The sequence below is a fragment of the Novosphingobium sp. MD-1 genome (genome assembly GCF_001014975.1).
GTDB lineage: Bacteria > Pseudomonadota > Alphaproteobacteria > Sphingomonadales > Sphingomonadaceae > Novosphingobium.
The window spans coordinates 98,606-122,712 of sequence record NZ_BBXA01000027.1 but is presented as its reverse complement, the minus strand read 5'-3'; the positions used below and the strand labels follow the sequence as shown (position 1 = coordinate 122,712).

The following is a 24,107-nucleotide window of genomic DNA, read 5'->3' as shown; positions in this document are numbered from 1 at the left end:
AGGCCGTTCATGTCCTTCTTTCAATCGCTTGCGGCCGCCTTCAAGGGTGAGCCGGTGACCCCGCGCGCGCCCTTGGGGCGCAGCTTCGTCTCGCCCTGGGTCGAGGCGTTCGATGGGCGCGGCGTGGCGGGCACGCGGACGCCGATCCACTATCCGACCGCGATCCGTGAAGCCTATCTGCGCAACCCGGTGGCGCAGCGCGCGGTGCGGCTGGTGGCCGAAGGGGTGGGCAGCGCCCCGGTGCGCGCCTCGCACCCCGAACTGGCCGTGCTGATCGCGGCTACGAGCGCGGGGCAGGCGCTGCTGGAAACGCTGGCCAGCCAGTTGCTGCTGCACGGCAACGGCTATGTGCAGGTGCTGCGCGACGCGGAAGGCAACCCCGCCGAATTGTTCGCGCTGCGCCCGGAGCGGGTGACGATCGTACCCGACGCGACGGGCTGGCCGGCGGCGTTCCTCTACAAGGTGGGCGAACGATCGCTGACGATCGACGCCGTGGACGACCTGGGCCTGCCCAACCTGATCCATATCCGCAGCTACCATCCCGGCGACGATCACTATGGCGCCGGCTGCCTGGAAGCGGCGGACGAGGCCGTGGCGCTGCACAACGCGGCGGCGCGGTGGAACCGGGCGCTGCTGGAAAACGCGGCGCGGCCATCGGGCGCGCTGGTCTATGATCCGGGCGAGCCGGGCGCGGCGCTTTCGGCCGACCAGTTCGAGCGCATCCGCGCCGAGCTGGCGAGCGCCTTTTCCGGGCAGGCCAACGCCGGGCGGCCGATGCTGCTGGAAGGCGGCCTGAAATGGCAGGCGATGGCGCTGACCCCGGCGGACATGGACTTCGCCACGCTGAAGGCCGCCGCCGCGCGCGACATCGCGCTGGCCTTCGGCGTGCCGCCGATGCTGATCGGCCTGCCGGGCGACAGCACCTATGCCAACTACCGCGAGGCCAACCGCGCGCTGTGGCGGCTGACGCTGTTGCCGCTGGCCGCCAAGATCCTGGACGCGCTGGGCGAAGGGCTGGCGCCGTGGTTCGCGGATGCCAGCCTTGCGGTCGACGTGGACGGGATTCCGGCGCTGGCCGAGGATCGCGAGCGGTTGTGGTCGCAAGTGAACGCCGCCGATTTCCTCTCCGCCGACGAAAAGCGCGCGTTGCTGGGCATCGCACCGGTGCAGCCGTGATGCGCGAGGAGATGCTGGCGCGGCTGATCGTGCAGGCGGAAGCGGAGGGATCGGACCTGGTGACGCTGCGCGCGGTGGTGGAGGAAGCCTGCGACCTGGGCGCGGCGCGCGTGCTGGAGCGGATGGGCCTTGCCGACGAGACCGCCCACGCCGACCTGATCGAGCTGCGGCAACTGCTGCAAGCCTGGCGCGATGCCAAGACGAGCGCGTGGCAGGCCGTGGTGGACTGGGCCGTCCGCGCCGTGCTGGCGCTGCTGCTGGTGGGGATCGTGGTGCGGCTGGGCCTGTGGGACATGATCCGGTGAGCGCCGCGCAAGCGCCGCTGCGCTTTGCCGGCTATGCCGCGATCTTCGACCGGCGCGACAGCGGCGGCGACGTGATCCGGCATGGCGCCTTTGCCCGCAGCCTGACGCAACGCGCCGAGCGTGGCGAGCGGCTGCCGGTGTACTGGCAGCACCGCCCGGACCGCCGCATCGGCTGGATCGATGCCGCGATCGAGGACGAGCGCGGGTTGCGCGTGACTGGCACGATCGACGCGGCGGCCGGGTTGCCGGCGCAGGCGCTCGCCACCCGCGCCGTGAACGGCCTGTCGTTCGGCTACCGCGTGACGGCGGGCCATGCCACGCCGGACGGGCGCGAGCTGCACGCGGTAGACATCCTGGAAGTCAGCCTCGTCTCCCACCCGATGCAGCCATCGGCGCGCGTGCATCTGGCAGGCTGAGCCGCTCGCTTCCCTCCCTTACCCCGTTTCTTCGGGCCGTCTCGTCGGGCGGCCTTTTCTTGCCGAAAGGACGTTCGACCCCATGAACAGCGAAACCCCCGCCCCCATCGAAACCAAGAACGACGCCTTCGATGCCTCGTTCGACATCGTCGCCCGCCAGGACGCCCAGGACGAGGCGCTCGCCACCATCCGCACCGACATCGAGGACGTGAAGGGCCGGCTCGACAAAGTCGGCCGCGCCGCGATCCGCCCGCTGCTGGCCGGCGGCGCACCCACCGGCGCCGAGATGAAGGGCTTCGTCGATGGCTACCTGCGCCATGGCCGCGAAAGCGAACTCAAATCGCTGTCGCAGAGCGTGGCGGCCGATGGCGGCTATGCCGTGCCGCGCGAGATCGACGAGGTGCTGGCGAAGCGGCTCGCCGAAATCAGCCCGATCCGGTCGATCGCGTCGGTCGTGCGCACCGGCACCAGCGGGTTCCGCCGGCTGATCTCGATCGGCGGCACGGCATCGGGCTGGGTTTCCGAAACCGCCGCGCGGCCCGAGACCGCCAGCCCCAAGCTGGCCGAGATCGCGCCGCCGTGGGGCGAACTCTATGCCAACCCGTCCGCCACGCAGGCCATGCTCGATGATGCCGCGTTCGACGTGGCGGAGTGGCTGGCCGGCGAGATCGCGACCGAGTTCGCGCGGGCCGAAGGCGCGGCCTTCATCAACGGCAGCGGCACCAGCCAGCCCAAGGGCTTCCTGACCGGCGCGACGAGCACCGCGGGCGATGCCGCGCGGACCTTCGGCACGCTCCAGCACATCGGCTCGGGCGCGGCGGCGGGCTTCGACACCAGCCCCGAAGCCAAGCTGATCGACATGATCTTCGCGCTGAAGGCCCCGCTGCGGCAGGGTTCGGTCTGGGTGATGAATTCGACCACGATGGCCACGGTGCGCAAGTTCAAGAGCGCCGACGGCGCGTTCCTGTGGCAGCCCGGCATCGCCGAAGGGCAGCCCAACCGCCTGCTGGGCTATCCGGTGATCGAGGCGGAGGACATGCCCGACGTGGCAGCCGGCGCGCTGCCGATCGCCTTCGGCAACTTCCAGGCGGGCTACCTGATCGCCGAACGCCGCGAAACCACGATCCTGCGCGATCCCTACAGCAACAAGCCCTACGTCCAGTTCTACGCCACCAAGCGCGTGGGCGGGCAGCTGCTCGACAGCGACGCGATCAAGCTGCTGAAGATCACCGCCTGATCGCGGGCACCCGCATGGCTTCCGGCGCGTTTCCCCTCCCCTGGCGCGCCGGCACTGGCGCCCGCGATCGGTCCCCCCTGCCGATCGCGGGCGTCCCTTCCGCCCTTCCCGACGACCATTTCCGGAGATTGCCATGATGCGGGCCATCGTCACGCCGCCCGTGCTTTCGCCGGCGGCGCTTTCCGAACTGAAGGCGTGGCTGGGCATTGCCACCGGCACCGACGACGCGGAGCTGACCACCCTTCTGATGACCGCGCTGGAACTGTGCGAAGGCTTCACCGGCACGATGCCGCTGGTGGCGACGTGCGAGGACACGGTGCCCGCCTGTGGCGCGCGGCAAGCGCTGTCCACCCGCCCCGTTCAGGCCATCACCGGCGTGTGGATGCTGGCGGTGGACGGAACCCGCACCACGCTGGCGGCCGGGGCCTATGCCATCGACATCGATGCGGACGGCACCGGCACGGTGCGTCTGCGCGCGCCCGGCGATCCGGCGCGGGCGGTGGTGCGCTATACCGCCGGGCTGGCCGCCGACTGGACCGCGCTGCCTGACGCGCTGCGCCATGGCGTGATCCGGCTGGCAGCCTATCATCACCGCGCGCGCGACGATGCGGAGGACGGCAAGGCGCCCTCCGCCGCTCCGCCCGCCGCCGTGGCCGCACTGTGGCGCCCCTGGCGGCGGATGCGCCTGTCGTGATCGCAGCACAGGCAGACTTCGCCGCCCTTCTCGCGCGGCTGACGCGCAAGGCCGATGCGATCGCGCAGGCCCGCGCAGCGCAGCGCGCGCAGGGGGCATCGCCCCGGCGCTGGCGCTCAGCCCGCCTGCTGTGGCCGCTGTTCGGACAGGAGTAAGCCATGGAAACGGCCTTTCGCGCGGTGCTGCTGGCCTGGCTGGCGGCAGACGTGGCGCTGGCGAGCGCTCTCAATGCCATCGTCGAGGAAGCACCGCTGCGCGCGGCGCTGCCCTGGCTGGCGCTGACCGCCAGCGCCAGCACCGACTGGAGCACCAAGGACGCCACAGGACGCGAGGTGCGGGTGGCGCTGGAACTCAACTATCGCGGCGACGATCCGCTGGCGGACAGCGGGCTGATCGCCGCGATCGAACGGCGCGTGGAGAGCCTGCCGGCCGAGCAGTCCGCCGCCGGCTTCCGCATCGCAAGCCTGCTGTTTCTGCGCGCCCGCGCCGAACAGCGTGGCGAAGCCTTGCGCGCGCTCCGCCTCGAATACCGGGCACGCCTGCTGGCCGCCTGACCCATCTTTGCCAAGGAGACCCGACATGGCAGCCCAGAAGGGAAGCGCCTTCCTGTTGAAGATCAGCGATGGGGCGCCGACGCCGACCTACAACACCGTGGCCGGCCTGCGCACCACGCAGATGTCGATCAACGGCGAAACGGTGGTTGTCACCAGCAAGGATTCGGGCGGCTGGCGCGAACTGCTGTCCGGCGCGGGCACGCGCTCGGTCACGGTCAGCGCGGCCGGCATCTTCCTGGGCAGCACGGCCGAAGCGCAGATCCGCGCCAACGCCCTGTCCGGCACGATCGCCGACTACGAGCTTTCGTTCGAGGGCGGCGAGAAGATGCACGGCCGCTTCCTGGTTCAGCGGCTCGACTATTCGGGCGATTTCAACGGCGAGCGCAACTACACGATGACGCTGGAAAGTTCCGGCGCGGTGGCGCCGGCATGAACGGCTCTGGCATGAACGATCCCGCCAATCCCCATCGCGGCGAAACCGCGCTGGTGCTGGGCGGGGTGAAACACGTGCTGCGCCCCAGCTTCGCCGCGCTTACCGCGGCCGAGGAGGAACTGGGGCCGCTGTTCGCGCTGGTCGAACGGGCGGGCGCGGGGCAGTTGCGCCTTGGCGAAATGATCGCGCTGTTCTGGCACTGCCGGAAGCGGCGCGACGACCTGGCGCGTGACGCCTTCGCCGAAGCGGTCTGCGCCGAGGGCCTTGCCGCCTGCACCGCGCCGTTGCGCGCGCTGCTGGTGCAGATCCTGCGCGGAAAGGCATGAGCGCCGATCCGGCCGACGCACGCTTCGGCCCTGGCGCAGCGCGGCTTTCCGGCCATGCCGCGCTGCTGCTGGGCTGGACCCCGGAAACGTTCTGGAAGGCCACGCCGGAGGAGCTTGGCACGGTGCTGGCGGCGTTCGCGCCGGCCGAGGCCGACGGCATCGACCGCACCACACTCAATGCCATGATGGAGCGCGATTGCGATGGATGAACTGGATTCGCTGGTAATCGACGTGCGCGCCAACACCGCCGGCTTCACCGCCGACATCGGCCAGATGCGCAGCAACTTCGATTCCGTGCTGGTCGACGGCTTCTCGCGCGCGGGGGACACGCTGGAACGCGGGTTGCTGGGCGCGATCCGGCGCGGCAGCCTGGGCTTCGAGGACTTGCGCCGCACCGCGCTGAACGTGGTGGGCGATATCGCCACGCAGGCGGTGCGCAACGGCGTGGGAGCAATCGCAAGCGGGGGCGGAACGGATGCGGGCGGTGGCATCCTGGGCCTTGGCAGCCTGATCGGATCGCTGTTCGGCCTGCCGGGCCGCGCGACCGGCGGGCCGGTGGCGCCGGGGCGCGGCTATGTGGTGGGGGAACGCGGACCGGAACTGTTCGTGCCGACCTCCGCCGGCCGCATCGATGCCGGCAGCGGCGACGGCGGGCGCAACGTCAACGTCTCCATCCGCGTGGTCTCGCCGGCGGGGAGCAGCCATCCCGAAAGCCTGCGCCGGTCCAGCCGCCAGGTGGCGCAGGCGGTGCGCCGCGCGCTGACCGACTATTGACCCCGCCTGCCACGGGAGCACGAGACATGAGCTTCTGGCTCGCCAAACGCCGCACGGTGCAGCAGACGGACACGATCCAGCGGTTCGACCCGCGCTTCTGGACGGTCGATTTCCCGCGCCCGGCGATGGCCGCCGTCACCACGATCGCACCCGACGGGCTGCGCGTGGACGCGGTGTTCCACAAGGCCGATGACATGGTCGGCCTGATCTGGGAAAGCGAGGACCGGTGGGATCATCCGCTGCTGTCCTACGAAACCAGCCGCGACTACAGCCGGCTGACGCTGGCGTTCCGCTGGCAGTCGTCGGGCGTGATGCCGCTCGACGCACTCAACGGCCCGACGCTGACGATCGAGGGGCGCGACGCGGCGGGAAGCCCGCGCACCTGGTACGTGCGGCTGTGGAACTATGCCTCGGGCACCCCGACCGACGCGCGGATTAGCTTGCGCTTCTCCGATCTTGCCAGCGGATTCCTGCTGCCGGCGGAAGCCGATGCGGTCCATCCGGCGGATATCGACCGCCTGTTCATCTCGCTGATGGCGCCGGGCTATGGCGTGGGTGACGAAACGCCGTTCGCCGCCGCCGCGAACGGCTGGGTGGAAATGACCGAAATCCGCTGCCAGGGGCACAGGCCCATGCTGACGGTGGGCGACGTGATGATGCCCCCCCACGGGTTGTCCATCGCGACCGGATACGACGATGCCTATAACCAGACCCCGGCACGCGTGCTGCGCGCGGTGCGGGGCCTCGGCTATCGGGGCAGCATCAACCACTACGTGGGGATGAGCCATTTCCTCGCGCTGGCGGCGGACGGCACGGGCGGCTTCGTGGTCGATCCGGATCTGCCGACGCTCAACGCCGCCGCCGAGGCCTGGCACCGAGACTTTCTGGCGCGGGCGAAAGCGGCCGGCCATGCCGTGATCCTCTCGCAATCCTACGAGGTGCTGGCGCAGCATTGCCCGGCGGACTGGCAGCAGCGCACCGCCGATGGCGAGCCGGCGCGGACCGGATGGTCGCCGCCGTCCGCGCTGCTTTCCCCGGCGAGTGCCCCGGCGATGGCCTGGGCGCGCAAGGTGGCGGTGGCGCTGGCCGGCCTGCTGCGCGATGCCGGGCAGCCGGTGCTATACCAGGTGGGCGAGCCGTGGTGGTGGATCACGCCGGATCGCCGCATCTGCCTGTACGACGATGCTGCGCGCGCGGCTTTCGGTGGCGATCCGGTGGACATTCCCGACATGGCGGCCGCGCTATCGCCCGCGCAGACAGCGCTGCTCGACGCGGCCGGCGCGCTGCTGGCGCAATCAACGGCGGACCTTGCCGATGCCGTGCGCGAGGCCGCCGGGAGCGCGGGCGCGACGATCCATCTTCTCGCGTTCCTGCCCGCCGTGCTCGATCCCGCCATGCCCGAGGCGCGGCGCGCGAACCTGCCCGTGGGCTGGGCATCGCCCGCGTTCGACGTGCTGCAGATCGAGGACTACGACTGGGTCACCGCCGGCGCCGAAGCCTTGCGGACGCAAGGCCGCGCCATGACGGAAGCGCGGTTGGGGTATCCCCGCGCGCAGCAGCATTATCTTGCGGGCTTCGTGCCCGATGCCGGCGGCGCGGAACGCCAGTGGCCGCGCATCGATGCCGCCGCGAGCGAGGCGCAGGCGCTGGGCGTGGCGCAATGCTTCGTCTGGGCCTTGCCGCACGTGTGCCGCGACGGCTTCACGCGGCTGCCCGATCCCGCCGTGCCGCTTCCGGAAACGCTTTCAGGCGAGGAACTGACCATGCAGGCTTTCGACGACGTGCTGTTCCCGCTGGCGCTGGGCCGTGACGCCACGGTGACGCCCGAATTCGCGACCAGCGTGACGATCACTGCATCGGGCTTCGAGCGGCGCAACAGCTTGTGGTCCGATGCGCGGCTGCGCTTCGATGTCGGCCCCGGCGTGCGGTCCGAGGCGGAGCTGGGCACGCTGATCGGTTTCTTCCGCGCCCGGCGCGGGCAGGCGCGCGGCTTCCGGTTGCGCGATCCGTCGGACCACAGCTCGTGCGGGATGACCGGCGCGCCAACGCCGCTGGACCAGCGGATCGGCACAGGCGACGGCCTGACCGCGCGCTTCGCGCTGGCGAAGCATTATGGCGAAGGCAGCGAGGCGCAGCGGCGGCGCGTGACCCGGCCACGCGCGGACAGCGTGACCGTAAGCATCGATGGCGTCACGGCAGGCGGGTGGTCGCTGGAGAACAAGGGCGTAATCCTGTTTGCCGAAGCGCCGGCCGAAGGCGCGGCGATCCGCGCGGGCTTCCTGTTCGATGTGCCCGTGCGCTTCGCGGAGGACCGGCTCGACATCTCCGGCGCAGCCTTTGCCGCCGGCGAAGCGCCGAGCGTACCGCTGATCGAACTGCGCGAGGACGCCTGACATGGCCGGGAGCACCCGCACCTGGTTCACCGGCCCACTGGAAACGGTGGCGACCTGGTGGCGCATCGAACGCGCCGACGGCGTGACGCTGGGCTTCACCAGCCACGACCGCGACCTGGCGTTCGACGGCCTGACGCATCGCACCGCGCCCGGTATGGTGCCGTCCGCCATCCGCCGGACGGCGACGTTCGAGGCCGACAGCGCGGAAATCACCGGCGCGCTGAGCCACGACGCCATCAGCGAGACCGATCTCGCAGCCGGGCGCTTTGACGGCGCGCGCATCGCCATGGGGCTGGTGGACTGGGAAACGCTGGAAACGACAACGCTGCACAGCGGCGCGATCGGCACGGTCGGGCGGGAGAGCACCGGCTTTTCCGCCGAACTGCTTTCGCTGAAGGACCAGCTCAACCGCGATGTGGTGCCCAGAACGGCGCCGACCTGCCGCGCCGCATTCTGCGGGGAAGGCTGCACGCTTTCCGCAGCGCGGTTCGAGCACGACGCCACGCTGATCGAAACCGCGGAAGGGGGGGACGCGATCCGGATTGCCTGCGCCGTTCCTGCGGATGCCCTGCTGTTCGGCGGCGTGCGCTGGATCGACGGGCCGAACGCGGGGTTGAGGCGGCACGCCATCGCACTCGATGACGACTGGATCACGCTGGACCAACCGGTTTTCACCGCCATGTCCGAAGGCGGTCGCTTGCTGGTACGCGAAGGATGCGACCACACGCTGCAGACCTGCGCGGACCGTTTCGGCAACGCGGTGAATTTCCAGGGCGAGCCGTTCCTGCCGGGCAACGATCTGCTGACGCGCTATCCCCCGGCATGAACGCCGATCTGGCCGCCGCCGCGCTGAACCTGATCGGCACGCCGTTCCGGCTGCACGGGCGCGATCCGGCAACGGGGCTGGATTGTGTGGGGCTTGTGGCCGAGGCGATGCGTTGCGCCGGTTTCCATCCGGTTCCGCCCGGCGGCTACGGCCTGCGCGCCCTGTCCGTCGACGCGCTGGTTCCCCATGCGGGGGCCAGCAGCCTCGTGCCCGTGCCGGACGATGGCGACGTGGTGCTGGCGCGCGTCAGCCCGGTTCAGGCGCACCTGCTGGTGGCCGCGCCCGATGGCTTCGTCCACGCCCATGCCGGCCTGGGCCGGGTAACCTTCCTGCCCGGTCCTCTTCCCTGGCCGGTGGCGCGCGAATGGCGCGTCCTGTCCGAAAGGCCCTGAACGATCATGGCAACGCTACTTCTGACTGCCGCCGGCACCGCGATCGGCGGGCCGCTGGGCGGCGCGATCGGTGCCCTCGCCGGGCGCCAAATCGATGCGGCGATCATCGGCACCCGCCAGATCGAAGGCCCGCGCCTGAAGGACCTAGCAGTCCAGACATCGAGCTATGGCTCGCCGCTGCCGCTGCACTTCGGCACGATGCGCGCCGCCGGGAGCGTGATCTGGGCGACCGACCTGCAGGAACATGCGACGCGCGAGGGCAGCAAGGGACGCCCCACCGCAACGCGCTACAGCTATACCGCGTCATTCGCGGTGGCGCTCGCCAGCCGCCCGGTCAGCGGGATCGGCCGCGTGTGGGCGGACGGCAACCTGCTGCGCGGGGCGGCGGGCGACCTCAAGGTGGGCGGCACCATGCGCATCCACGCGGGGCACGGTGACCAGCCGGTCGATCCGCTGATCGCGCAGGCCGAGGGAATCGACCGCTGCCCGGCCTTCCGCCACACCGCCTATGTGGTGTTCGAGGACCTGGAACTGGCCGACTTCAGCAACCGCATTCCCTCGCTCACGTTCGAGGTCATGGCGGACAGCGATGGCTGCACCATGACGCGGATCATCACCGCGCTGCTGCCCGGGACTCTGAACGCCGCCATCGACACGACATTGTCCGGCTTCAGCGTGGATCAGGGAACGTGCGGCGACATCCTTGCCACCCTGTCCGACGCGATCCCCCTCGCCTGCGTGACGCGTGATGGCATTCTGGACATCCGGCTGGCCGACGCGATCGGGGACCCGCCCGCCCCGCTGCTTCCCGAGCCGGCCGCGACGGGCGATGGCAGCCCCGACGATACCAATGGCGACGGATGGACGCATCGGCGCGAACCGCTGCCAACTGTACGCCAGTGCGGCGTGCGCTATTACGACCCCGCGCGCGACTACCAACCGGGCCTACAACGTGGCATCGGGCGCAGCGAGGCGGGCACGCTGGCGGTGATCGAACTGCCCGCGGCAATCGATGCCGCACAGGCCCGATCGCTGGCGGAGGCGGCCAGCCAGCGGGTGAGCCGCCCGCGCGACACCATGCGTTATCGCGTGAACGAAATCGGCCCCGCGACCACCCCCGGCGCGATCGTGCGCGTGCCGGTTGCAACCGGCCTGTGGCGGATCGAGCAGTGGGAATGGCAGCAGGACGGGGTGATGCTCGATCTTGTCGCGCTGCGCATGGGCGCCGGAACAGGCAGCGGGGCGATGGCCACCGATCCGGGGCGCAGCCTCGGCGCGATCGACTTGCCAGCCGCGCCCACGCGGCTGGTGGCGTTCGAACTGCCCTGGGACGGCATCGGGGATGGCAATACGCCCGCGCTGTTCGCCGGGGTGTCCGGCACGAACGCCGGTTGGCGCGGCGCGGCGTTGTTCGCAGCCACGGCGACCGGAAACGCCATGCGCCCGCTGGCCGGCAGCGGCCGGCAGCGCGCCATCGTCGGACGGGGCGAGTCGGCTTTGCCCCCGGCCTCGCCGCTGCTGGTGGACCGGCGCTCGACCGTGGATGTCCGCCTGGCCGCCGCCGATCTTGCACTGGCCGACGCAACGCTGGCAGGCCTGCTCGACGGCGCCAACCGCGCGCTGATCGGCGCCGAAATCGTGCAGTTCATGCACGCGGAGGCGCTGGGTGGAGCACTGTGGCGCCTATCGGGCCTGCTGCGCGGACGCGGCGGGAGCGAATGGGCGATCGACACGCACGCGGTGGGGGAGGACTTTGTCCTGCTCGACGACCGCATCATCACGCTTGACCCAAGGATCGTCGGCGACGCCACCAGCGCAAGCATCGCAGCCATCGGATCAGGCGACGAGGCGGCCGTCAGCGCGCCGATCGCGGGCGCCGGAACGACCTGCCGCCCGCTTGCGCCGGTTCACGGCGCGGTGCGGCAAAGCGGAACGGGCGGCATCACCCTGACATGGGTGAGGCGCGCGCGCGGCGCATGGGGGTGGCCCGAGACAGTCGACGTACCGCTGAACGAGGACGAGGAACGCTGGACCATAAGTTACGGCGATGCGGCGACACCGGCGGTGCGGTGGGAAACGGGTGTCGCCATGCTGGACCTCTCGACCGCGCAGGCCGAGTCGCTCCTTGCCACCGACGCGCCACGCCAATTCCATATCCGCCAGAGCGGGCGCGCCTCGCTCTCCCGGCCGCTCACCATTTTCCTGCCGGACTGAAACGCCCTTTCCTTTACGATCGGAGCACGACCATGACCGACCCGACAAATTTCGCGTCCAAAACGGCTCGATTTAACCTGCCGCTGCTCCATGCGGGGCAGGCGCAGAAGGAAGTGACGGTCAACGAAAGCCTGCTCCTGCTGGACGCCCTGGCGCACACGGCGGTTGAGGGAGAAACCGCGACGCCGCCGGAAACGCCGGAAAACGGACAGGTTTGGCTCGTGGCGACGGATGCAACGGACGCTTTCGGCGGGCATGACCATAGTCTTGCGATCTGGAGCGAAGGCGGCTGGCGCTTTCTTCCTCCGCGCGAAGGCATGCGGGTGTTCGATCGCGAACAGCGATGCTTCCGCCTGTTTGCGGACATATGGGGCGGGTTCGACCCACCGGCGCTGCCCACGGGCGGCAGCACGATCGACGTGGAAGCGCGCGCCTTCATCGCCGATCTGGTTCAAAGTTTGCGGGATTGCGGTTTGCTCCGCTGAAATCGCGGGAACAAACGCCCGCTTTAATCATTTCGGCGGAACATGAGGGTATTTCTGCCGCGGTTTACGAAGATGCGCAGCGCAACAGCGTTGTATTTTCGCAACACCTGGCAAGCGTGCCCGCTTGCATGAGCACTTGAGAACCGGTAGACAACCGCCACGACGTGGCAAGATTATCGCTAAAAGGGGAATCAATAATGCGGAAACTGGTCCTAGGCCTGGCCATGGCGTCGAGCGCCCTGGCTACGCCAGCTCTCGCCCGGGATAAGTCCTGGTACGTCGAGGGTGACGCGGGTGCCATGATTGTGGAAGACATCTACAATTTCACCGGCAAGAACAACGACGGCACGCTGGACACCAAGGCCGGCTACGACTTCGGCGGTATCGTCGGCTACGACTTCGGTCCGTTCCGCCTCGAAGCCGAAGCCAGCTATCGTCGCGCCGAGGAAAAGGGCTATCGCAGCTCGACCCAGAACTACAACGACGCCCAGCTGGGTGGCGGCGCCAGCGCGCTGAGCTTCATGGCCAACGGCCTGCTCGACTTCGGTCCCGATGACGGCCTGCAGGGCTTCGTCGGCGGCGGTGTTGGCGTTGGCCGCGTCAAGAACGCGGTGATCACGCCCGTGACCGGCCCGACCTCGGTGAACGTTGTCGATTCGGACACCGGCTTCGCCTGGCAGGCTCTCGCGGGTATCCGCGCGCCGATCAGCAAGCACGTCGACGTGGGTCTGAAGTATCGCTTCTACAACCAGGACCACAACGATCTGGTGAACAACGCTGGCGCCAACGTGCGCACGCGCTTCCGTTCGCACTCGCTGATGGCGACGCTGGCTTACAACTTCGGTGGCGCAGAACCGGTTGCTCCGCCGCCGCCCCCGCCGCCGCCGCCGCCCCCGCCGCCGCCTCCCCCGCCGCCTCCGCCGCCTCCGCCGGTGGCCGTGTGCAACAAGGGTCCGTACATCGTGTTCTTCGACTGGGATAAGTCGGACATCACGCCGGAAGCAGCGACCATCCTCGACAACGCGATCACCGCGTATGGCAACTGCAACAGCGTGCCGATCATGCTGGCCGGTTACACCGACCGTTCGGGCACGCCGAAGTACAACCTCGGCCTCTCGGCTCGTCGTAACACCTCGGTCCGTGCGTACCTCACCTCGCACGGTATCCCGGATGGTTCGATCACCAGCCAGGCCTTCGGTGAAGCCAACCCGCGCGTTCCGACCGCGGACGGCGTCCGTGAACTCCAGAACCGTCGCGTGGAAATCACCTACGGTCCGGGTTCGGGCATGTAATTTCAGGCTTTTTGCCGAAATCGAACGAGGGGTCGGAGCAATCCGGCCCCTTTTTCGTTATGGCTGACAAGGCACCATGCCGAGGAGGCCAGAGATGATCCGCTTGACTCGTTCCCTTACGCCGCTGTCATTGACCGCCGTTTCGCTGATAGCGCTGACCGCCTGCGCTACGACAGGACAGGCGGCTACATCCACGGTTCTTGCAACCGCGCCGCTGGCGACCGCGGACGGTCATCCCGCGGGGCGTGCGGAACTGGTGACCAGCGGCGATCATATCCTGTTGCATCTGACCGCATCGGGCCTACCGGCCGGCGCACATGGCGCCCACCTGCATACGACAGGGCGTTGCGAAGCCCCCGGCTTCACGACCGCTGGCGGTCATCTCAATCCGGCCGGGCATCAGCATGGCACCGAAAACCCCGCCGGCCCCCATCTCGGCGATCTGCCCAACCTGATCGTGAAGGACGACGGCACCGGCGAACTGACCGTGCCGGTCAGCGTGGCGCGCGCCGATTTCGATGCCCGCGTGTTCGACCCGGACGGCACCGCCATCGTCATCCACGCGGGGCCGGACGACTACAAGACCGACCCCAGCGGCAACAGCGGCGGCCGCATCGCCTGCGGCGTATTCGCACACCCCTAGGGTCAGGACCCTAGAGGCGCACCTTCAGAGGCCGTGGTACTGCTTGTACCACGCGACGAAGTTCGGCACGCCAACGTCGATGCTGGTGGTGGGCTGGTATCCCAGGTCGTTCGCGATAGCGTCGATGTCGGCAAAACTCTGGCGAACGTCGCCCGGCTGCATCGGTAGCAGTTCGACCTGCGCCTTGCGGCCGCATTCCGCCTCCAGAATCTCGACCACCTTCATCAGGTGTTCCGAGCGGTGGTTGCCGATGTTGTAGAGCCGGTGAGGCTTGAGGCTGCCCCCAGCCTTGGGCGCGCCATCATCGGGCGGCGGGTTGTCGAGGCACGCCATGACGCCGGCGATGATATCGTCGATATACGTGAAATCGCGGTACATATCGCCATGGTTGAACACCGGAATCGGTTCGCCGGCGAGAATCTTGCGCGTGAAGATCCACATCATCATGTCCGGGCGCCCCCACGGGCCATAGACCGTGAAGAAGCGCAAGCCCGTGAGCGGCAGGCGATAGAGATGCGCGTAAGTCTCGCTCATCAACTCGTCCGCCTTCTTGGTGGCGGCGTAGAGCGACAGCGGATGATCGACGCGATCATCGACCGAGAACGGCAGCTTCTCATTGCCGCCGTAGACCGAACTGGAGCTGGCATAGACCATATGCTCGACCCCACGGTGGCGGCCGATTTCCAGCAAGTTGAGATGGCCGACGAGGTTTGACTGCACATAGGCGTGCGGGTTCTCGATCGAGTAACGCACCCCGGCCTGCGCGCCGAGATGGACGATCCGTTCGAACTCCAGGCCATCCAGGGCGATGGTCACCCCTGCCATGTCCGCGAAATCCGCCTTCAGGAACGTGAAACGATTCCCGCCCAGTTCCTTGAGCCGCGCCAGTCGTGCTTCCTTGAGCCGCAGGTCGTAGTAATCGTTCACGCAATCGATCCCGATGACCGTATCGCCGCGAGCGAGCAGTTTCTGCGTCAGCGAAAAGCCGATGAAGCCGGCAACGCCGGTAACCAGTACGCGCATCGTGTTCTCCAGACCCCAAGCCGGGGCCGATCCATATGTCAGTCAAAACAGGTTGGGGACAACGCTGGCGAACAGGCAAAGTCTGCCGCGTTCCGCACGGTCAGAGCTTCCAGTCCGCCTTGCCGTTCAGAATGCCCTTGAGATCCGCCAGCGTGCCTCCGGGCGCAACGAGCGCCGCGATGGCATCTTCGCCCATGGCCAGATAGGCCTGATGCGGCACGGCGAGGAGGACAAGATCGTAAGTCCGTTCCAGCGCATCAGCGGAGAGGTCCAGCCCGTATTCGTGCCGCGCCTCGCCGGCATCGGCCATCGGATCATGCACCGTGACCGCGTGCCCCATGCCAGCCAGGGCGTGCACGACATCGGCGACCTTGGAATTGCGCAGATCGGGCACGTTTTCCTTGAAGGTCAGCCCCAGCACCAGCACGCTGCCAGCAGCCCCGCCGCGCTTGGCGTGCAGTTCGTCCGCCACCCATTGCGCCATGGTATCGTTGACGCCGCGCCCGGCAAGGATGACCTGCGGATCGTGACCCAGCGCCTCGGCCCGGTGCGAGAGATAGTACGGGTCAACGCCGATGCAGTGCCCGCCGACGAGCCCGGGCGTGAACGGCAGGAAGTTCCACTTGGTGCGCGCCGCTTCGAGCACGTCCCACACGGAGATATCCATTTTCGAGAAGATTTGCGCAATCTCGTTCATGAACGCGATGTTGATGTCGCGCTGGGCGTTCTCGATCACCTTGGCCGCTTCGGCCGCCTTGATCGAGGCGGCGCGGAACACGCCGCCGCTGGTGATCGCGCCATAGAGATCGGCAACCCGGTCGAGCACCTCGGGCGTCTGCCCCGATACCACCTTGGTGATCCGGTCGATGGTATGTTCGCGATCGCCCGGATTGATCCGTTCGGGGCTGTAGCCGAGAAAGAAATCCCGGCCGCAGACGAGCCCCGACGCCTCTTCCAGCAATGGCCCGCAAATCTCCTCCGTTACCCCCGGATAGACCGTACTTTCGAACACCACCACCGGTGCGCGCCCTTCCTGCACGGCGGCCGGCAGCAGCGCGCCGACCGTGCGCGAGGCGGCCTCGACAAGGCGCAGGTCCGGGCGATTCGCCGCGTCGATGGGGGTCGGTACGGTCACGATGTAGAAGTCGCTGGGCGGGCAGACCTGCGCATCGCTGGTGACCCCGAGACCCGAGAGCGAAAGCTGCCCGGCCTCGATCTCGCCCGTGCGGTCGTGCCCTTCGGAAAGTTCGGCGATGCGGCGGCGATCGATATCCAGGCCGGTAACGAAGAACTGCCGCGCCAGCGCCACCGCCAGCGGCAGCCCCACATAGCCCAGCCCCACCACGGTCACCCTTGTCGCCGCAGAGACGGAACCATCGGCCCGGGGCTGTGGCGTGGCGGCAATCGGCGGGTACATGGCAGTCACAGGCAAGCCTTTCCTTCGCGCGGCGCGCACGCCGCTGTTTGCCCGCTTTAGGCCAAGGCTCTTATTTCGTAGTTAATGGCCCGGCGCGATTTGCCGGCGGATCAGCGCCAATTCATACCGCAAGACGGTTGCCGCACCGACGGCCCCATAACACGGGTTTAACGACTGGGTGGTAAGAGCGTGCCGATGACCAAGACCGTCCTCGTCGTATTCGGCACCCGCCCCGAAGCCATCAAGGTGTTTCCCGTAATCCACGCCCTGCGCGCGGACGCGCGCTTTCGCGTGGTGACCTGCGTTTCGGCGCAGCACCGGGGCATGCTGGACCAGGTGCTGGAAATCGCGGGGATCGTGCCCGATCACGATCTGGACCTGATGCGCCCGGACCAAACGCTCGACGGGCTGACCGCCGCGCTGCTGACCGGGCTGGGCCGGGTGATGGACGCCGAACAGCCGGACTGGGTGGTGGTCCAGGGCGATACCGCCACGGCCATGGCCGGCGCGCTGGCAGCCTATTACCGCAAACTGCCGGTGGCGCATATCGAGGCCGGACTGCGCAGCCACAACATCTACCATCCCTGGCCGGAAGAGGTGAACCGCAAGATCATCGGTTCGATCGCGGCGCTCCATTTCGCCCCCACGGAAACCTCCGCCGCGGCGCTCCATGCCGAGAACGTCCCCGCCGACACGGTCCATGTGACCGGCAACACCGTGATCGACGCGCTGCAGTGGATCACCGCGCGGATCGGCGCCGAACCAGCGCTGGCGGCAGGCCTCGGCGAGCTGGAAGCACGCTTTGCCGGCAAGCGGATCATCGGCGTGACCAGCCACCGGCGCGAAAACTTCGGCGGCGGCCTGGAAAACATCGCCGAAGCGATCCGCCGCATCGCCGCGCGCGAGGACGTGGCGCTGATCTTCCCCGTCCATCCCAACCCCAATGTGCGCAAGGTGATGGACGCGGCGCTGGCCGGCCTGGCCAACGTGGCCATGATCGAACCGCTCGACTACCCGCACTTCGCGCGTCTGCTGGCGATCAGCGAGATCATGCTGACCGACAGCGGCGGCGTGCAGGAGGAAGCGCCCGCGCTGGGCAAGCCGGTGCTGGTCATGCGCGAGACGACCGAACGGCCCGAAGGCGTGGCGGCCGGCACGGCCAAGCTGGTTGGAACCGATGCGGACCGTATCGTTTCCGAAATCTTCACCCTGCTCGACGATAAGGCTGCCTATTCGGCCATGGCGCGCGCCCACAACCCGTTCGGGGATGGGCAGACATCGCGCCGCATCGTGGAGCTTTTGGGACATGTCGAACCAGCCCGGTAACCTCAAAGCCGGTGAAGTGAAGCCGGACGTCTGTGTTGTCGGACTGGGCTATATCGGCCTTCCCACCGCCGCGATCATCGCGCGCGCGGGCTGCCGGGTGCTGGGCCTCGACGTGTCGGAGCGCGTGGTCGAAACGATCAACCGCGGCGAAATCCATATCGAGGAAGTCGATCTCGACGGGCTGGTGCATGGCGTGGTCCAGCGCGGCCTGCTGCGCGCTGCCACGCGGATCGAGCCTGCCGACGTCTTCGTGATCGCGGTGCCCACGCCCTTCGAGAAGGACGAGCACCACACGCCCGACATCTCCTATGTGCTGGCAGCGGCGACCGAAGTGGCCGCCGTGCTGAAGGCGGGCGATGCCGTCATCCTCGAATCCACCTCTCCGGTGGGCACGACCGAGAAGATGCGCGATCTGATGGCCGGCCTACGCCCGGACCTGAAATTTCCGGGCCTGACGCGCGAAACGCCCGACGTTTCGATCTCCTATTGCCCCGAACGCGTGCTTCCCGGCCGCATTCTGGAAGAACTGACCAACAACGACCGTTCGATCGGTGGCATCACCCCGCGCTGCGCGCGCAAGGCTCTGGCCTTCTACAAGCGCTTCGTACGCGGCACCTGCGTGACCACCGATGCCCGTTCGGCCGAAATGACCAAGCTGGTCGAGAACGCCTACCGCGACGTCAACATCGCCTTCGCCAACGAACTGTCGGTGGTGGCGGACAAGATGGGGCTGGACGTGTGGGAAGTGATCCGGCTGGCCAACCGCCATCCGCGCGTCAACATCCTGCAGCCCGGCCCGGGCGTGGGCGGGCACTGCATCGCGGTGGACCCGTGGTTCATCGTCCACGGCGCGCCCGAACAGACGCCGCTGATCCGCACCGCGCGCGAAGTGAACGACGGCAAGATGCACCACGTGATCGCCAAGGCGACCGCGCTGCTGGAAGCGCATCCGGGCGAGAAGGTCGCCTGCCTCGGCCTCGCCTTCAAGGCCAACATCGACGATTTCCGCGAAAGCCCGGCGCGCTATGTCGCGGCGACGCTGGCGCGCCGGTTCGGCGATCGCATCAGCGTGGTCGAACCCTATGCCTCCGCCCTGCCGATCGAGTTCACCGACACCGGCGCCGCGCTGATCGACCTCGACACCGCGCTGGAGGATTGCGGCGTGCTGATCGTGCTGGTCGATCACGACGTGTTCCGCGTGGTGCCGCTGGCCGAACGCAGCGGCAAGGCGGTGTATGATACCCGCGGCATCTGGCCCGATCAGCCGGTAGCGGAAGCGCCGGCAGCCGGATCGCTGCGCCTCGCCAGCTAGAACCGCTCGACAGTTCCCCGAGAGGAAAGGCCGGAAGCAGGGTCACCTGCTTCCGGCCTTTGCGCATGGGCCAGCTTGCGGGCGAACCACCGGCACCGTTGGCGCCCCTTCCGCCGAGGGAGGAGAGGAGGGGGAAAGGGGCGCCGGGGATCGCGTGCGTCAGAAGCGCACGCCGAGCGTGAGATTCCAGGTGCGCGGATCGCCGTAGTACACGGTCTGGATGTTGCCCACCGAGCTGAACTCCTGCCCGTCGGTCTTGTAGAGCGCGTTGCCCACGTTCTTGACCATGCCGCGCAGGTAGAACCGGTCGTAATCGAGCTGGGCATAGACATTGCCCAGCAGATAGCCGTCCTCGGTCAGGCCGGGACGGTTGTCGACCGAAAGGTACTGCTTATCGACGAAACGGACATCACCGCCGAAGCTAAGCGAGGCTTCGCCCAGCGGAATGCGGTAGTCCGCGCCGATGCGCATGGTGAGCGGCGGCGCGAAGGCCGGCTTGCAGGTGATCTTCGTGCCGGTGGGGTTGCAGCTGAACGAAGGCGCGCGACGGCCGTCGTTGAACTCCTTGTACTTGGCATCGAGATAGCCGACCGACGCGGTCAGCGTCAGCGGTGTAGACGGGCGCACCGCCGCTTCGAACTCGAAGCCCTGGATGCGCAACTTGCCGGCGTTGATGACGGGGAAGCTGCCGCCGTTGATGCCGGTGTTGCCGCCGCCAACGCGCGCCTGGAAGTCCTTGTAGTCGGAATAGAACGCCGCCGCCGACAGCGAGACGCGCCCGTCCAGGAACGTGCCCTTGGCGCCGGCTTCATAGGTCCACACCGTTTCCGGCTTGAACGTCGGCACGATCTGCGTGGTGCCGTTCACCGCCAGCGTCACGTCGGCCAGGCTGTTGACGCGGCCGTTGAAACCGCCCGACTTGAAGCCCCGGCTGGCCGAGGCATAGACCAGTGTGTTGGTGGTCGGCTTGTAGCTGAGCGTGGCCGATGGCGTCCACGCATCATAGCTGACTTCGTCGAGCGTGTTGTACGGCGCCGGCAGGCTGGTGGGGAACGCGAACGTGCTGACGATGCGGATCGCCGGGAACACCGGGCTGGTGGTCGTTGCCGTCGTGGTGCGGAAGTACTTCTTCTTCTCGTGCGTGTAGCGCAGGCCCGCCGTCAGCGCGAGCTTCTCGGTGAAGTTGTAGGTCAGCTGGCCGAACGCGGCATAGCTCTTGGTGTTCTGCCGGTCATCGATCGTGCGCAGGAAGTTCAGCGGCGTGCCGACATACTGGAGGTAGCTGTCGGCATAGGCTTCCTGGTGCGAATTGACCTGTTCGTCGAGGAAGTAGAGCCCGACCACGCCCTTCAGCTTTTCGGTATCCAGCTTGAGCTGCAGTTCCTGGCTGAACTGGTGCTGGCGCGTGCCCACGAACACATCGCCCACTTCCGCCGCCGTGGCATCGATATCGACGTAGAAGTTCGTCTTCAGCTTGCGATAAGCGGTGATCGAGGTGAGCTGGAGGTTGTCGGTCAGATCGACATTGATCGTGCCCGAAAGACCCCAGTGATCGAGCCGCTGGCCTTCGCCGTTCTTGAAGCTGGTGGATGCCGTGTAGTTGTATCGGCCCGTCGGCGCCGTGGCGATGACGAACGGCGTGACGTTGGTGAACGTGGAATTGTAATTGAAGCCGATAAGGTTGGCCGTGGCCTGCCCCAGCGTGAGCGCGTTGCGCTGGCGGGTGTAGTCGCCCGAGATCAGCACCTCGACCCGGTCGGACGGCTTGGCGCGCAGAATCGCGCGGCCCGACAGGTTGTCGCGATCGTTGTACTTCTTGCCGGTGGCGGGATCGGTGACGATGCCGTCGCGCTTGTCATAGACCCCGGCCAGCGACAGCGCGAGCTTGTCGGTCACCAGCGGCGCGGTGACATAGCCCTTGGCGGTCACTTCGTTGAAGCGGCCATAAGTGAAGGCGCCCTCGCCCCGGATCGTGTCCAGATCAGGCTTCTTCGACACCACGTTGACCGCGCCACCGATGGTGTTCTTGCCGTAAAGCGAGCCCTGCGGCCCGCGCAGCACTTCCACGCGCTGCACGTCGAACAGGTTGAGCAGCGCGCCCTGGATGCGGCTGAGATAGACGCCATCGACATAGACGCCGACGGCAGGGTCGAAGGTCTGCAGCGCATCGGGCTGGCCGATGCCGCGGATGTAGAAATTGGCGGACGAGGCCGAGCCGCGCCCCTGCACGATGTTCACGTTGGGGATCGCGCCCTGAACGCCGGAAAGATCCTTGGCGCCGGCCTTTTCCAGCCCTTCGGTGGACAGGGCGGTGATGGCGATGGGCACGTCGACCAGGCGTTCCTCGCGCTTGCGGGCGACGACGACGATTTCGCCCGAATCATTCGCCGAAGCTTCAGATGCAGCGGCTTCCTGCGCGAAAGCGGGCATGGCGGGCAGCGCAACAAGCGCGGTGGTAGCGGCCGCAAGGGCGCGCACGCGAAAACGGTTCATGGATCAGGCTCCCTCTCACGGACCGATGAAAGGCCCGTCTGCCCGAACCGATATTGAAAGTTGAACCATGTTTCAACTTTTCATTTGAGGCGGATCGAATCCATCGATAGGACGTGGCGAAAGCGCAACAGCCCCGGCACTAAGGACCGGGCTCGGGCGATCGGAGGGACGATCGGCCACGGATGGGAGAGCAGGGTGTCGGTAGATCCGGAAAAGGCGAGCCCCGGCAAGGCTCCGCGTACCGCGCGCGGACGGGAAACGCTGCGGCGCCTGCTCGATGCCGCGGCGGCCGAGTTCGGCGAACGCGGCTTCCACGAAGCCTCGATCAGCGGGATCACCCGCCGCGCGGGAACGGCACTCGGCAGCTTCTATACCTATTTCGATTCGAAGGACGCGATCTTCACCGCGCTGGTGCGCGACATGTCCGCCCGTGTCGCCACCACCGCGGCCGCGGCCGTCAGCGCGGGAGCAACTGGGCTGGTGCGCGAGCGGGAGGCGCTGGAAGGCTTCCTGCGCTTCGCGCGCGAGCACAAGGAAATCTACCGCATCATCGACGAGGCGGAGTTCGCCGATCCGCAAAGTTACCGCGCGCACTACGAAGGCACCGCACAGCGCATCGCCGCGCGCCTGGACGATGGCGTCGCCCAGGGCACGCTGCGCGCAGGCGATCAGGAAGTGCGGGCCTGGGCGCTGATGGGCATGAACGTATTCCTGGGCCTGCGCTTCGGCGTGTGGGACGCCAGCCGCCCGGTGGAGGACATCGCCGGGGTGGCCGCGGACCTGCTGCGCGACGGGCTTTCAATCTAGAGCCCGTCGCCCAAAATCAAATCCCGTCATCCCGGCGAAGGCCGGGATCTCATGCCGGATTGCCTGAGGCCAGAGATGCCAGCCTACGCTGGCATGACGGGGGAAGATGGAGAGGCTTATAGGGGGTCTTGACGGTTGTCGCCCATTCTCGGTCGCTCCACTCGCTCCTGCATTTATCCACGCCGCATGGGGTCTCAATCCAAGCGCACGGCCCTAGGCCGTTCCCCGTCCGGCCGTTCGCGCCAGCGGTCCCGGATGCGGGCGGACGTGTCCCGGCTGCCATCATGGCTCCATCCCGGCTCGCGCAAGAGGTAGGCCAGCTTGTAGCGCAGCGGCGCAACCGCGAAGTCCTTCAACATGCCCGCCCACTCGTGGAACACCGACCACATCACGCCGAACGTGCCGAGCTGGCGGACGATGCCGTAGCGGATGCGTTCGTCCTCCAGTTCGGGCTGGAACGTCCGGAACAGGCGATCCCAAACGATCAGCGCCCCGGCATAGTTGCGATCGAGATAGACCGGGTTGGTTGCATGGTGGACCCGGTGATGCGACGGCGTGTTGAACACTGCCTCGAACCAGCGCGGCATCCGGCCGATCGCCTCGGTGTGAATCCAGAACTGGTAAACCAGGTTCACGGCCCCGACCGTCACCAGCATCGCCGGGTGAAAGCCGAGCAGCGCCGGCCAGATGCGGAACACGAACGACAGCGCCACGAAGCCGGTCCATGTCTGCCGCAGCGCGGTGGACAAGTTGTAGTGCTGACTCGAGTGATGGTTGACGTGGCTCGCCCAGAACCAGCGGATGCGATGCCCGGTGCGATGCGCCCAGTAATAGTTGAAATCGTCGAGCACGAAGCACGCCATCCAGGCCCACCAGGCGAACGGCACCGTGGCCACGCGATGCTGATAGAGCCACATCGCGGCGGCATAGACCACCCCGGCGGTCAGCGCGCCGGCAACCGTGCTGCCCAGCCCCAGCGCCAGCGAGGTCCAGGTATCGCGCGGTTCATAGGCTTCCGGCGCGCGGCGGCGCGCCCACGCCATTTCCGCGATCATCGCCAGGATGAAGAACGGCACCGCGTAAGTCACGATATCGAAAGGATGGATGTCCGGCGTCATGGCCCTATCCTTCCAGCCGGCGGAGGCTTGCCGCCCAGGCCTGCGCATCGGGACCAAGGTTGAGCGTGATCGTGCCGAAACGACTGTCCCCGGTGGAAACGGTCAGGAACTGCTGGTCGAGCCGAACGCCGGCGTGGCTTTCCAGAAGGCGCGCGGCGAAGTGGCTGCCATGGCGGCGAATCAGCATGACCCTGCCCTGCGCATCGCGCACCAGCGCGCCAATCCGCGCCTTGTCGAGCCCGACCGCCACCGGCACGAAGCCGCACATCGCCTCGTCGGCCAGCGCGCCCGCGTGATCCTCGTCGCGAATCCGCACGTCGCCGCCCAGATTCATCCAGCGCGCGAGTTGCACCACGAACAGCACCCCGACCAGGGAAGCCAGCGTCTTGAGCACGAGAAGCACGCCGGGTTGGGCAAGAAACGCCTGCACCACTTTCACGATCGCTGTCCC

General features: G+C 67.9%; 26 protein-coding genes. 21 read left to right on the top strand and 5 right to left on the bottom strand.

Annotated features, from left to right (window positions below; translation table 11 throughout):
• Window positions 1-9: 9 nt before the first annotated feature.
• The 18 genes from NMD1_RS10345 to NMD1_RS10265 all read left to right on the top strand — a co-directional run bounded on the left by NMD1_RS10345 (window position 10) and on the right by NMD1_RS10265 (window position 14,160).
• The gene (locus NMD1_RS10345; RefSeq protein ID WP_125954685.1) at window positions 10-1,176 is read left to right on the top strand and encodes a phage portal protein; all 1,167 of its coding nucleotides are present in this window, start codon (window positions 10-12) and stop codon (window positions 1,174-1,176) included.
• Entirely contained in the window at window positions 1,173-1,481 is a 309-nt protein-coding gene (locus NMD1_RS10340; protein WP_125954684.1) for a DUF6127 family protein, read from the top strand. The genes NMD1_RS10345 and NMD1_RS10340 overlap by 4 nt, the downstream gene beginning before the upstream one ends.
• On the top strand, window positions 1,478-1,897 hold the full coding sequence (locus tag NMD1_RS10335) for an HK97 family phage prohead protease (protein WP_125954683.1): 420 nt from the start codon (window positions 1,478-1,480) through the stop codon (window positions 1,895-1,897). The genes NMD1_RS10340 and NMD1_RS10335 overlap by 4 nt, the downstream gene beginning before the upstream one ends.
• A gap of 82 nt (window positions 1,898-1,979) precedes the next feature.
• Window positions 1,980-3,134, top strand: coding sequence for a phage major capsid protein (locus tag NMD1_RS10330; RefSeq protein WP_125954682.1), 1,155 nt, complete (start codon window positions 1,980-1,982; stop codon window positions 3,132-3,134).
• Window positions 3,135-3,267: 133 nt separating this feature from the next.
• Window positions 3,268-3,828, top strand: coding sequence for a hypothetical protein (locus NMD1_RS10325; protein ID WP_125954681.1), 561 nt, complete (start codon window positions 3,268-3,270; stop codon window positions 3,826-3,828).
• Complete coding sequence (locus NMD1_RS21240; RefSeq protein ID WP_158453938.1) at window positions 3,825-3,983, top strand: hypothetical protein; 159 nt, start codon at window positions 3,825-3,827, stop codon at window positions 3,981-3,983. Before NMD1_RS10325 ends, NMD1_RS21240 begins: the two co-directional genes overlap by 4 nt.
• Window positions 3,984-3,986: 3 nt before the next feature.
• Window positions 3,987-4,382, top strand: coding sequence for a DUF3168 domain-containing protein (locus NMD1_RS10320; RefSeq protein ID WP_125954680.1), 396 nt, complete (start codon window positions 3,987-3,989; stop codon window positions 4,380-4,382).
• Window positions 4,383-4,407: 25 nt separating this feature from the next.
• Window positions 4,408-4,815: a phage major tail protein, TP901-1 family gene (locus NMD1_RS10315; protein ID WP_125954679.1), complete on the top strand. Its 408-nt coding sequence runs from the start codon at window positions 4,408-4,410 to the stop codon at window positions 4,813-4,815.
• Complete coding sequence (locus NMD1_RS10310; protein WP_233497518.1) at window positions 4,812-5,141, top strand: gene transfer agent family protein; 330 nt, start codon at window positions 4,812-4,814, stop codon at window positions 5,139-5,141. The genes NMD1_RS10315 and NMD1_RS10310 overlap by 4 nt, the downstream gene beginning before the upstream one ends.
• A complete protein-coding gene (locus tag NMD1_RS10305) occupies window positions 5,138-5,350 on the top strand; it encodes a phage tail assembly chaperone (RefSeq protein ID WP_125954678.1) in 213 nt (70 codons plus the stop codon). The genes NMD1_RS10310 and NMD1_RS10305 overlap by 4 nt, the downstream gene beginning before the upstream one ends.
• On the top strand, window positions 5,343-5,915 hold the full coding sequence (locus NMD1_RS10300; RefSeq protein WP_125954677.1) for a tail tape measure protein: 573 nt from the start codon (window positions 5,343-5,345) through the stop codon (window positions 5,913-5,915). Before NMD1_RS10305 ends, NMD1_RS10300 begins: the two co-directional genes overlap by 8 nt.
• A 26-nt stretch (window positions 5,916-5,941) precedes the next feature.
• Window positions 5,942-8,308: a DUF2460 domain-containing protein gene (locus NMD1_RS10295; RefSeq protein ID WP_125954676.1), complete on the top strand. Its 2,367-nt coding sequence runs from the start codon at window positions 5,942-5,944 to the stop codon at window positions 8,306-8,308.
• 1 nt (window position 8,309) lies between these two features.
• Window positions 8,310-9,134 carry a DUF2163 domain-containing protein gene (locus tag NMD1_RS10290; RefSeq protein WP_125954675.1) on the top strand — a complete coding sequence of 275 codons (825 nt, stop codon included), beginning with the start codon at window positions 8,310-8,312 and terminating at the stop codon, window positions 9,132-9,134.
• Window positions 9,131-9,526, top strand: coding sequence for a peptidoglycan endopeptidase (locus tag NMD1_RS10285; protein ID WP_125954674.1), 396 nt, complete (start codon window positions 9,131-9,133; stop codon window positions 9,524-9,526). The genes NMD1_RS10290 and NMD1_RS10285 overlap by 4 nt, the downstream gene beginning before the upstream one ends.
• 6 nt (window positions 9,527-9,532) lie before the next feature.
• Entirely contained in the window at window positions 9,533-11,740 is a 2,208-nt protein-coding gene (locus NMD1_RS10280) for a phage tail protein (protein WP_125954673.1), read from the top strand.
• A gap of 32 nt (window positions 11,741-11,772) precedes the next feature.
• Complete coding sequence (locus NMD1_RS10275; protein ID WP_125954672.1) at window positions 11,773-12,225, top strand: DUF2793 domain-containing protein; 453 nt, start codon at window positions 11,773-11,775, stop codon at window positions 12,223-12,225.
• Between the two features lie 197 nt (window positions 12,226-12,422).
• The gene (locus tag NMD1_RS10270) at window positions 12,423-13,517 is read left to right on the top strand and encodes an OmpA family protein (protein ID WP_125954671.1); all 1,095 of its coding nucleotides are present in this window, start codon (window positions 12,423-12,425) and stop codon (window positions 13,515-13,517) included.
• 94 nt (window positions 13,518-13,611) lie between these two features.
• A complete protein-coding gene (locus tag NMD1_RS10265; protein ID WP_125954670.1) occupies window positions 13,612-14,160 on the top strand; it encodes a superoxide dismutase family protein in 549 nt (182 codons plus the stop codon).
• Between the two features lie 24 nt (window positions 14,161-14,184).
• Here NMD1_RS10265 and NMD1_RS10260 read toward each other — a convergent pair whose 3' ends face one another.
• Both NMD1_RS10260 and NMD1_RS10255 read right to left on the bottom strand, forming a co-directional pair.
• Window positions 14,185-15,183, bottom strand: a complete 999-nt coding sequence (locus NMD1_RS10260) for a GDP-mannose 4,6-dehydratase (protein ID WP_125954669.1) — start codon at window positions 15,181-15,183, stop codon at window positions 14,185-14,187.
• A gap of 100 nt (window positions 15,184-15,283) precedes the next feature.
• Window positions 15,284-16,600 carry a nucleotide sugar dehydrogenase gene (locus NMD1_RS10255; RefSeq protein WP_125954777.1) on the bottom strand — a complete coding sequence of 439 codons (1,317 nt, stop codon included), beginning with the start codon at window positions 16,598-16,600 and terminating at the stop codon, window positions 15,284-15,286.
• A gap of 195 nt (window positions 16,601-16,795) precedes the next feature.
• Here NMD1_RS10255 and wecB point away from each other — a divergent pair, with 195 nt between their 5' ends.
• Both wecB and wecC read left to right on the top strand, forming a co-directional pair.
• A complete protein-coding gene (gene wecB, locus NMD1_RS10250) occupies window positions 16,796-17,926 on the top strand; it encodes a non-hydrolyzing UDP-N-acetylglucosamine 2-epimerase (protein ID WP_125954668.1) in 1,131 nt (376 codons plus the stop codon).
• Entirely contained in the window at window positions 17,907-19,238 is a 1,332-nt protein-coding gene (gene wecC / locus NMD1_RS10245) for a UDP-N-acetyl-D-mannosamine dehydrogenase (RefSeq protein ID WP_125954667.1), read from the top strand. Before wecB ends, wecC begins: the two co-directional genes overlap by 20 nt.
• A gap of 159 nt (window positions 19,239-19,397) precedes the next feature.
• Here wecC and NMD1_RS10240 read toward each other — a convergent pair whose 3' ends face one another.
• Window positions 19,398-21,731 (bottom strand): TonB-dependent receptor, encoded by a 2,334-nt coding sequence (locus NMD1_RS10240; RefSeq protein ID WP_125954666.1) that lies wholly within the window; start codon window positions 21,729-21,731, stop codon window positions 19,398-19,400.
• 195 nt (window positions 21,732-21,926) lie between these two features.
• Between NMD1_RS10240 and NMD1_RS10235 the strand changes: the two genes are divergently transcribed.
• Window positions 21,927-22,538 carry a TetR/AcrR family transcriptional regulator gene (locus tag NMD1_RS10235; RefSeq protein ID WP_124810642.1) on the top strand — a complete coding sequence of 204 codons (612 nt, stop codon included), beginning with the start codon at window positions 21,927-21,929 and terminating at the stop codon, window positions 22,536-22,538.
• Window positions 22,539-22,732: 194 nt separating this feature from the next.
• On the opposite strand, the gene NMD1_RS10230 is transcribed toward NMD1_RS10235, so the two are convergent.
• On the bottom strand, window positions 22,733-23,656 hold the full coding sequence (locus NMD1_RS10230) for a sterol desaturase family protein (RefSeq protein ID WP_125954665.1): 924 nt from the start codon (window positions 23,654-23,656) through the stop codon (window positions 22,733-22,735).
• 4 nt (window positions 23,657-23,660) lie between these two features.
• Window positions 23,661-24,095 carry a hypothetical protein gene (locus tag NMD1_RS10225; RefSeq protein ID WP_233497517.1) on the bottom strand — a complete coding sequence of 145 codons (435 nt, stop codon included), beginning with the start codon at window positions 24,093-24,095 and terminating at the stop codon, window positions 23,661-23,663.
• Window positions 24,096-24,107 lie beyond the last annotated feature (12 nt).